This is a genomic window from Actinophytocola sediminis (genome assembly GCF_054779715.1).
Map to the genome: position 1 here is coordinate 72,647 of NZ_BAAGXS010000060.1, position 9,839 is coordinate 82,485.

At 70.8% G+C, this 9,839-nt stretch carries 11 protein-coding genes; all 11 read right to left on the bottom strand.

The window, feature by feature from the left end:
- Positions 1–33: 33 nt before the first annotated feature.
- Positions 34–957, bottom strand: a complete 924-nt coding sequence (gene lepB / locus ACYVIP_RS29810; RefSeq protein WP_460402282.1) for a signal peptidase I — start codon at positions 955–957, stop codon at positions 34–36.
- Between the two features lie 83 nt (positions 958–1,040).
- Positions 1,041–2,054 carry a signal peptidase I gene (gene lepB / locus ACYVIP_RS29815; RefSeq protein WP_460402284.1) on the bottom strand — a complete coding sequence of 338 codons (1,014 nt, stop codon included), beginning with the start codon at positions 2,052–2,054 and terminating at the stop codon, positions 1,041–1,043.
- Between the two features lie 47 nt (positions 2,055–2,101).
- A complete protein-coding gene (gene rplS, locus ACYVIP_RS29820; RefSeq protein WP_460402286.1) occupies positions 2,102–2,461 on the bottom strand; it encodes a 50S ribosomal protein L19 in 360 nt (119 codons plus the stop codon).
- A gap of 159 nt (positions 2,462–2,620) precedes the next feature.
- Positions 2,621–3,367: a tRNA (guanosine(37)-N1)-methyltransferase TrmD gene (gene trmD / locus ACYVIP_RS29825; protein WP_460402288.1), complete on the bottom strand. Its 747-nt coding sequence runs from the start codon at positions 3,365–3,367 to the stop codon at positions 2,621–2,623.
- Complete coding sequence (gene rimM, locus ACYVIP_RS29830; RefSeq protein WP_460402290.1) at positions 3,368–3,886, bottom strand: ribosome maturation factor RimM; 519 nt, start codon at positions 3,884–3,886, stop codon at positions 3,368–3,370.
- Entirely contained in the window at positions 3,887–4,126 is a 240-nt protein-coding gene (locus ACYVIP_RS29835) for an RNA-binding protein (protein ID WP_075128707.1), read from the bottom strand.
- A complete protein-coding gene (gene rpsP, locus ACYVIP_RS29840; protein ID WP_460402292.1) occupies positions 4,123–4,578 on the bottom strand; it encodes a 30S ribosomal protein S16 in 456 nt (151 codons plus the stop codon). The genes ACYVIP_RS29835 and rpsP overlap by 4 nt, the downstream gene beginning before the upstream one ends.
- A 152-nt stretch (positions 4,579–4,730) precedes the next feature.
- Positions 4,731–5,486 carry a lysostaphin resistance A-like protein gene (locus ACYVIP_RS29845; RefSeq protein WP_460402294.1) on the bottom strand — a complete coding sequence of 252 codons (756 nt, stop codon included), beginning with the start codon at positions 5,484–5,486 and terminating at the stop codon, positions 4,731–4,733.
- A gap of 72 nt (positions 5,487–5,558) precedes the next feature.
- On the bottom strand, positions 5,559–6,620 hold the full coding sequence (locus ACYVIP_RS29850; RefSeq protein ID WP_460402296.1) for an amidohydrolase family protein: 1,062 nt from the start codon (positions 6,618–6,620) through the stop codon (positions 5,559–5,561).
- Positions 6,621–6,626: 6 nt separating this feature from the next.
- Positions 6,627–8,198 (bottom strand): signal recognition particle protein, encoded by a 1,572-nt coding sequence (gene ffh, locus ACYVIP_RS29855; RefSeq protein WP_460402298.1) that lies wholly within the window; start codon positions 8,196–8,198, stop codon positions 6,627–6,629.
- 315 nt (positions 8,199–8,513) lie between these two features.
- A partial coding sequence (locus ACYVIP_RS29860; protein WP_460402300.1) for an HD domain-containing protein occupies positions 8,514–9,839 on the bottom strand: 1,326 nt, incomplete at its 5' end.

The following is a 9,839-nucleotide window of genomic DNA, read 5'->3' on the forward strand; positions in this document are numbered from 1 at the left end:
GACGCGACTCCAGCCAGTCAAGGTGGGCCAGGGTCACTGCTTGTCTCCTGCGGATCCCGAAGATTCGCTCGATCGGATGGACCTTACGGCGGTGCGCACTCGCCGGCCAAGCCAGATGGTCGGGAACGCGGCCACGAGGCCGGCGCCCAGCGGCAGCCCGAGCTGCAGCGCAACGTTCGTCACCTGCGGGTTGTGGTCGCCGACGCCGCGCCAGCGCGACGGCGGCAGCACGATGAAGCGTGCCTTGCCGATGACGTTGTCCACCGGCACCAGCCCGTTGGTCCCGCCGCCGCCCTGGCAGCGCGAGTCACAGGAGCGGTTGCGGTTGTCGCCCAACACCCACAGCTGGCCTTCCGGCACCGTGACGGGCTCGAACGGCTCCTGCTCCGCCGCCCCACCCGACCAGTACACATACGGCTCGTCCAGCGGTTTGCCGTCGACGAGCACGCGGTTCTGGTCGTCGCAGCACTCGACCCGCTGGCCGGCCACCGCGACGATCCGCTTGACCACGTCGTCCTCGTCCGGGGCGGCGAGGCCGAACGCGGCGCCGACGTCCTGCAACCAGGAGACGAAGGCGTTGCTCGACCGGTCGGACTGGAACTCCGACCGGTTCCAGGTGTCCGGCCGCTCGAACACCACGACCTCACCCGCCTCGGGCTCGGTGAAGTTGTAGACGAGCTTGTCGACCAGCACGCGGTCGCCGTAGCAGCCGGGGCAGCCGTGCAGCGTCTGCTCCATCGACTCCGACGGGATGACGAACACGCGCGCGATGAAGGTCTGGATGACCAGCGCGAGCAGGAGCGCGACCCCGATCAGGATCGGTAGCTCCTTCCAGAAGGAGCGCTGCTTCTTGCGCCTGCGGCCACGCCCGGCGACGGGCTCACGATCCGGCTCTGACCGGTCGTCCCCCTCGTCCTCGTTGTCCCTGCTGTTCCCGGAATGTGCGACGTCGGCCACCTGTGCAGACTACCGGTGCCCCGTCTGCTCCTCACCGCCGCGCAGCCCGCGTGGCGGAGGTATCTTTTCGGGCCTCGACCCGCTCAGCCGCCAGGAGGCCGGGGACGCCGCCGGCGAAGCTTGCGGCTGACCGCCAGGACCGGCCAGGCGGCCAGCAGACCCAGTGCGGCCGGCAGACCCTGCTGCCAGGCCGGCGCGCCGAGCGCGAGTGGGATGCCGGCCTGCGGGTTGTGGTCGCCGACGCCCTGCCAGCGCGACGGCGGCAGCACGATGAACCTCGCCTTGCCGATCACGTTGTCGATCGGCACCACGCCGCGAACGCCGCCACCGCCCTGGCAACGGGAGTCGCAGGAGTCGCTGCGGTTGTCCCCCATCACCCACAGGGTGCCCTCGGGAACCAGAACCGGGTCGAAGCGCTGCCGGCCGTCCGGCTTGCCGTTCTGCCAGTACACGTACGGCTCGTCCAGCGGACGACCGTCCACCAGCACCCGCCAGTCGTCGTCGCAGCACTGGACGGTCTGGCCGCCGACGGCGACCACTCGTTTGACGAAGTCGCGCTCGTCCGGCGGGGCCATGCCGATCAGCGCGCCGACCTGTTGTAGCGCGCGGACGATGACGTTGCTGGAGCGTGGCGCCTCGACGTCGTTCTCGGTCCAGGACTGCGGGCCCTGGAAGACCACGACGTCACCCGGTGAGGGGTCGCGGAAAGTGTACACGAGCTTGTCGACCAACACGCGGTCACCGGTGCACCCGGGACAGCCGTGCAGCGTCTGCTCCATCGAACCGGACGGGATGGAGTAGACGCGGCCGAGGAACTGCTGGATCAGGAAGGTGAGCAGCAACGCCACCGCGACCAGCGTCAGCAGCTCACGCCACAGCGGCTGCTTCTTCGGGGGCCGACGATGCCGGCCTCGACGCCGCCGACCCGGCGAGTCACCCTCGCCGTCCTCGTCGCCATCGCCACCATCACCATCGACGCCGTCATCCGGCACCGCAGACTGCTCCAGCGGTGGTTCGGGTTCGAGGTCCGCCCTCGCGATCCGCTCGGTGCGGTCCGGATCATCCTCAGGCGATGGCGCTTGCACAGGGGTGACCACGAAACCAGGCTACGGTAGATCGCGGAGGCTCGTCGTGTCGCCGCGGGTCAGGACGTCGGCGCGGTTTCGCGCTTCTCCTTGATCTTGGCGGCCTTGCCGCGGAGCTCACGCAGGTAGTACAGCTTCGCGCGCCGGACGTCGCCGCGGCGGTCGACCTCGACCTTGGCGATGTTGGGCGAGTGCACCGGGAAGGTGCGCTCGACACCGACGCCGAAGGAGATCTTGCGGACCGTGAAGGTCTCCCGGATGCCACCACCCTGGCGGCGGATGACCACGCCCTTGAAGACCTGGACCCGCTCGCGCGAGCCCTCGATGACGCGGACGTGGACCTTCAGCGTGTCTCCCGGGCGGAAGTCCGGGATGTCAGCGCGCAGCGACTTGGCGTCCAGGGCATCCAGGGTGTTCATCGGTGTATCCGTCCTCATCGTCGTTCGTGCGTCCCAGAGCGCGGTGACTTGTCTCAAGCCAACCTCGGGGGAAGTCAACGTCGAGTGCGCCCAGGCGCCACCCGGTCGCAGCAACTGGCCAAGTATGTCATGAGTTGACCCCCGCACTACACCGGGGGATCACTCGCCCCCGTCAAGGCGCTCCAGCTGGGCGCGGTCGTGCTTGTCGAGCGCGCCGTCCGGCAGGGCGGCCAGCAGGTCGGGTCGCCGGTGGAACGTCCTGGCCAGCGCCTGGTCCCGGCGCCAGCGGTCGATCGCGGCGTGGTTGCCCGAGCGGAGCACGTCGGGCACCGGGAGGTCACGCCACACCTCGGGGCGGGTGTAGCTCGGGCCCTCGAGCAGGCCGTCGGAGAAGGAGTCCTGTTCGGCCGAGGCCGGGTTGCCGAGCACGCCGGGCAGCAGCCGGGCAACGGCCTCGACCATCACCAGCACCGCGACCTCGCCGCCGACCAGCACGTAGTCACCGATCGACACCTCGTCGACGGGCATCCGGCGGGCGGCGTCGTCCAGTACCCGCTGGTCGATGCCCTCGTACCGGCCGCAGGCGAACACCAGCCACGGCTGCGCCGCGTACTCCCTGGCCAGGGCCTGGGTGAACGGCCGGCCGGCCGGTGTCGGCACCACGAGCCGGGGGGTGCCGGACGCGCACACCTCGTCCAGGGCCGCGCCCCAGATCTGCGGCTTCATCACCATGCCGGGGCCGCCGCCGTACGGGCTGTCGTCGACGGCCTTGTGCACGTCGTGGGTCCAGTTCCGCAGGTCGTGGACGTCCAGGGAGAGCAGGCCACGGTCGATCGCGCGGCCGAGCAGCGCCTGGCGGATCGGGTCGAGGTACTCGGGGAAGATCGAGACGACGTCGATGCGCACTTAGCTCAGCAGGCCTTCCGGCGGGTCGACGACCAGGCGACCGCCGGCGACATCGACCTGCGGGACGATCTCGCGGACGAACGGGATGAGCGCCTCGGTGCCGTCCGCGCGCTCGACCACGAGCAGCTCGCCGCCCGGACTGCGGGCGATCTCCCTGACCCGGCCGATCTCGGTGCCGTCGACCAGTACCGCGGCCAGGCCCTCGAGCTCGTGGTCGTAGTAGGCGTCCGGGTCGTCGGATGGCGGCAGGTCGGCCGCGTCGACCAGCAGTTGGGCGCCGCGCAGCCCCTCGGCGGCCGTACGGTCGGGCACCTCGTCGAACCGCACGAGAAGCCGGCCGGAGTGGGCGCGCACCGTCGCGACCGTGACGTTGCGGATCGAACGATCCCGGAGCCGCGCGGCGAACACGGCCCCGGGAGCGAAGCGCTCGTCCGGTGAGTCGGTGTGGATGTCGATGGCCAGCTCGCCGGCGATGCCGTGCGCCTTGGCCACCCGGCCGACCAGTAGGAGTTCCGCCATCTACTGGTCGGTGTCGACGACGTCCACTCGGATGCCGCGGCCACCGATGCCGGCCATGACGGTGCGTAGCGCCGTGGCGGTACGTCCGCCCCGGCCGATCACCTTGCCGAGGTCATCCGGATTGACGTGCAGCTCGAGCGTGCGACCACGACGAGTAGTCACCAGCTCGACGCGCACATCGTCCGGGTTGTCGACGATGCCGCGCACCAGATGCTCGAGAGCATCAGCCAAGAAACTCACGACCCTTCCTTGGCACCCTCATCCGCGGGCTTCTCGTCGGCCTTCTTGGCCTCGGACTTCTTGGCGCCGCCCTTCTTCCTCGGGGTGGTGGCCTCGGTCGTCGGCTCCTCGCCCGCCGCCTTGAGGGCGGCGTCGAACAGCTCCTGCTTGCTCGGCTTGGCCTCACGGACCTTCAGGGTGCCCTCGGTGCCCGGCAGACCCTTGAACTTCTGCCAGTCGCCGGTGATCTCGAGGATCCGCTGGACCGACTCGGTCGGCTGGGCGCCGACCCCCAGCCAGTACTGGGTGCGCTCGGAGTCGACCTCGATCAGGCTCGGCTCCTCCTTCGGGTGGTACCGACCGATGGTCTCGATCGCCCGGCCACTACGACGGGTGCGGGCGTCGGCGACGATGACTCGGTAGTACGGCGCCCGGATCTTGCCGAGACGCTGCAGCTTGATCTTGACTGCCACTTGTTGTGGTGCTCCCTGTCGATGTGGTTCTGGGCGCCCGCGTATCCGCGTGGGGTTGCGGAAACACCGTTGCCCGAAGTTCGGTGACGCCATGGCACGGTGAGAGGGTCCGGCCACGGCGGACAGCCGCACATTCTGCCAGACAGCTCCACTCAGGCGGGCATCGCCCCGATCGCGACCAGCAGGACGGCCAGCGCCGGCAGGAAGTTGTTGATCTGGTGGGCGACCACGCTGGCCCCGAGCCGGCCGGTGAACAGCCTGGCCAGGCCGATCGGAATGCCGATCACCAACAGCAGCGACGTCCGCAGCGGCTCGAGGTGGCTGATCGCGAAGATGACCGTGGTCAACGTGAACACCGCCCACCGGCCCCACTTCAGCCGCTCCAGCGCGCCCCACAGCAGACCGCGGTAGATGATCTCCTCGCAGACCGGGCCGACCAGCCAGATGAACAGGAACATGGTGATCGCGGCGGCCAGCGGCATCCGGTCGTTCTCGACCAGCCTGCCGACCGCGGAGGACGCGTTCTCGTCGCCGACGAAGTTGGTCCACAGCACCGCGGCGGCCGTGGTGCAGACCAGCCCGAGGATGCCGAACTTGAACCCGGCACGCAGGTCGGCGCGGTCGAAGGACCAGCGCAGATCGCGTTTCGGGCCGTTGCCCCGCAGCTTGGTGACCAGTAACGCGGTGCCGGTCGCGAGCAGCGTCGGAATCATGGTGCCGAGCAGGATGACGGTGGCCGAGTCGACCGACCGCGGGGCGATGGTGCCGACGAGCGCCGCGATCACCACGGCGGAGAGCACGAACACGGCGTAGACGATCAGGAAGGCCCCGAAACCCCACTTGTGGGTGCGTACCGGGGGTTCGGTGAGGCTGGTTCTGGCCTCCGTCACTTCCCGTTCCGTTGTCATTTATTCGACAGTAGTCCGTCAACTACCCGATAGAACCGGACGAGCAGCACCAATGCTGCGCGAAAAGGAAGCTCAGGCGATGACGCGGCCGCGGAGGATCATGCGCGTCGGCGTGCGCAGGACGGTCAGATCCGCGCGCGGGTCGGTCTCGTAGGCGAGGACGTCGGCGGCGCAGGACTCCTCAAGGCCCGACCAACCCAGCCACGAACGGGCCCGCCAGGACGCGGCGGCCAGGGCCTGCTCGCGGGACAGGCCGGCCTCGTGCAGGGCGATGATCTCGTCGACCAGCCGGCCGTGGGCGATACCGCCACCGGCGTCGGTGCCCGCGTACACCGTCACCCCCGCCTCGATCGCCGAGGACACCGTGGTGCGCACCCGGCGGTGCAGGTCGAGCATGTGGCTGGCGTAGCGCGGGTACTTGGTCGCGCCGGCCGCGATGCCGGGGAACGTCTCGATGTTGATCAGCGTGGGCACCAGGGCCGTGCCGTGCTCGACCATGGCCGCGATCGTCTCGTCGGTCAGCCCGGTGCCGTGCTCGATGCAGTCGATGCCGGCCTCGATCAGGCCGGGCAGGGCGTCGGCGCCGAAGACGTGCGCGGTGACCCGCGCGCCGGCGTCGTGCGCGGCGCTGATCGCCGCGGTGAGCACGTCGTCGGGCCACAGCGGGTCGAGGTCACCGGTCTCGCGGTCGATGTAGTCGCCGATGAGCTTCACCCAGCCATCGCCGTACGCGGCCTGCTCGACCACGATCTCGGGCAGCAGCGCCGGGTCGTCGATCTCCTCGGCCAGACCGCGGATGTAGCGCTTCGGCCGGGCGATGTGCCGGCCGGCACGGATGAGCCGGGGCAGGTCGAGGCGCTCCTGCAGCGGGCTGGTGTCCATCGGCGCGCCGCAGTCGCGGATCAGCAGGGTGCCCGCGTCGCGATCGGCCATCGCCTGCTCGGCCGCCTGGTCGATGGTCTCGGCCATGCCGACGTGGCAGTGCGCGTCCACCAGGCCCGGCAGCAGGAAGCCGCCGTCCACGACGGTGCGCGCACCGGGCACCGGTTTGGTGCGGATGCGTCCGTTGACGATCCACAGGTCGCGCTCCTCCCCCTCCGGGAGCACGACGCCACGCAGATGCAGGGCCGTCATTCGACGCTACTTGTCCTTGTCGTCCTTGTTCTTGGGCATCTTGAACTTCTTCGGGTCGAACCCCGGCGGCAGCTGGTCGAGCCCGGCGAGGCCGGGCGGCAGCTCGTTGAGGCCGGGGGGCATCCGGGACAGGTCGGGCATGCCACCCGGCATACCGCCGGGCATCATTCCGGGCAGCCCGCCGCGCACCTTGGGCGGCGTCGGGCCGCGGCCCTTGCCCTTCTTCCCCTTCTTGCCCTTGCGGGTCTTGCTGACCCGGTTCGCGCCTGGCAGGCCGAACCGGCCGGCCATCTGCTGCATCATCTTCCGCGCCTCGTAGAAGCGGTTGACCAGGTCGTTGACCTCGCGGACGGCCACGCCGGAGCCGTGGGCGATACGCAGCCGGCGGGAGGCATTGATGATCTTGGGGTCGTTGCGCTCGGCCGGGGTCATGCCGCGGATGATCGCCTGCAGCCGGTCGAGGTGCTTGTCGTCGACCTGGGAGAGCTGGTCCTTCATCTGGCCCGCGCCGGGGAGCATGCCGAGCAGGTTGGCGATCGGGCCCATCTTGCGCACGGCGAGCATCTGCTCCAGGAAGTCCTCCAGGGTCAGCTCGCCGGTGCCGATCTTGGCGGCCGCGGCCTCTGCCTGGTCCTGGTCGAAGGCCTGCTCCGCCTGCTCGATCAGGGTGAGCACGTCACCCATGCCGAGGATGCGGCTGGCCATCCGGTCGGGGTGGAACGCGTCGAAGTCCTCGAGCTTCTCGCCGTTGGACGCGTAGAGGATCGGCTGACCGGTGACCTCGCGGACCGACAGCGCGGCGCCGCCTCGGGCGTCGCCGTCGAGCTTGGTCAGCACCACGCCGGTGAACCCGACGCCGTCGCGGAACGCCTCGGCGGTGGTGACCGCGTCCTGGCCGATCATCGCGTCGACCACGAACAGCACCTCGTCGGGCTGCACGGCCTCACGGATGTCGGCGGCCTGACGCATCAGTTCCTCGTCGACGCCCAGCCGGCCGGCGGTGTCGACGATGACCACGTCGTGCTGGGTGTGCTTGGCCTCCTCGATCGACCGGCGGGCGACGTCGACCGGGTCGCCGACGCCGTTGCCCGGCTCGGGCGCGAAGGTGGGCACCCCGGCGCGCTCACCGACGACCTGGAGCTGGGTCACCGCGTTGGGTCGCTGCAGGTCACAGGCGACGAGCAGGGGCGTGTGGCCCTGGACGACGAGGTGGCGAGCGAGCTTGCCGGCGAGGGTGGTCTTACCTGAACCCTGGAGGCCGGCGAGCATGATCACCGTCGGCGGGGTCTTGGCCAGGTTCAGCCGCCGGGTCTCGCCGCCGAGGATGGCGACGAGCTCCTCGTTGACGATCTTGACGACCTGCTGCGCCGGGTTCAGCGCGCCGGAGACCTCCGCCCCCTTCGCGCGTTCCTTGACGTTGGCGATGAACGTCCGCACCACGGGCAGCGCGACGTCGGCCTCCAGCAGCGCGATGCGGATCTCGCGCGCGGTGGCGTCGATGTCGGCCTCGGACAGCCGGCCACGGCCGCGCAGGTTCTGCAGGACCGAGGTGAGCCGGTCGGAGAGAGTGTCGAACACGACGTCGAGCCTAGTCGCTCGCGAACGGTGGATTCGCGCGGCGGGAAAGTTGGACCTGCCGGGGCGGGAACGGTGGACTCACCGGGCAGGAGCGTCGGACTCGCGAGGCGGGCACGGTGGACTCGCCGAACCGGAGCGTTGGACTCGCGTGTCACGAGGGTTGGACTCGCGGGGTGGAGAGGGGTCGGGGCGGGCCTCGACCCCTCGACGAGCCCCGCCCCGACGTCCGCACACCCTCCCCGGTGTGCGGGTTCAGCTTCGTGGAGGCGGGGGTGGGGCGGGAGCGTGATGGCACGCGGGGTGAGGTGGGGGGAACTACTCAGGTTGTGCGCGGCAGGCGGTGAGGACGGCCTGTTCCAGGGGGGTTCGGTGGGTGGGGGCGGGGGTGGTGAGGGTGAGGCAGAAGGAGGCGATGGCGGTGCCGCCCACCTGCATGGCGCGGGCCCAGATGATGTCGGCGCCGCAGCGTTCCAGGGCGCCGGCGATGTCGTGGAGCAGGCCGAGGCGGTCGGCGGCGCGGAGTTCCAGGACCAGGTGGGGTGAGTCGGCGCCGCCGTCGGCCTCGTCGTCGAACCAGCGGATCCGGGGTTCGGGTGGGTCGTCCAGGCGGTCGGCGTAGTCGCGTTCCTTGGCGGCGACCTTCTCGGCCAGCTGGAGGGAGCCGGAGACCGCCCTGGCGAACTGCTCGCGCAGCAGGGCGGGGTCGGGCAGGGAGCCGAACCTGGGCGAGACGGTGAACGTGTCGACCGCGACGCCGGCGTGTGCGCGCAGTTCGGCGGCGTGCACCCGGAGTGAGTGCAGGGCCAGCACGCCGGCGGCCATGGACAGCAGGCCGGGATGGTCGGGGGCCACCATGGTGATGGTCGTGACCGGCTTGCCGGTGTCGATCAGCACGTCCGGCCGGCCTGACGCGGCGACGGACTCGGCCAGTACGCGGGCGGCCAGCTCCAGTGGTTTCGGGCCCTCGGGGCGTTCGCCGGCCATGGTGGCCCGGCAGCGGCTGACCAGGTCGGCGACCAGCGTGGCCTTCCAGTCCGACCACACGCCGGGGCCGGTGGCCAGCGAGTCGGCCTCGGCGAGGCCGTGCAGCAGTTCCAGCAGCACCGGGTCGCCGTCGAGGGTCTCCACGACGCGCAGCACGGTGGACTCGTCCTCGATGTTGCGGCGGGTCGCGGTGTGCGGGAGCAGCAGGTGGTGGCGGACCATCGCCGAGAGTGTGGCCACGTCCTGGCCGGCCAGCCCGAGACGCTCGCCGACCTGGGTGGCGAGCGCGGCCCCGACGATCGAGTGGTCGGCGTCGCGGCCCTTGCCGAGGTCGTGCAGCACGGTGCCGATCAGCAGCAGGTCCGGCCGGGACACGCCGGTCACCATCCTGGCGGCGTGCGCGGTCGCGGCGACCAGGTGCCGGTCGACGGTCCACACGTGCGCGGCGTCGCGCGGCGGCAGGTCGCGCACCGCGCCCCACTCGGGGAACAGCCGCGCCCACAGCCCGGTCCGGTCGAGCGCCTCGACCACGTCGATCAGCCCGTCGCCGGCGCCGAGCAGTGACACCAGCTCCTGGCGGACGTCGGCCGGCCAGGGCGCGCGCGGCTCCGGCGCGGACTCGCTGAGCCTGGCCAGCGCGCTCGGCGCGATCGGCCG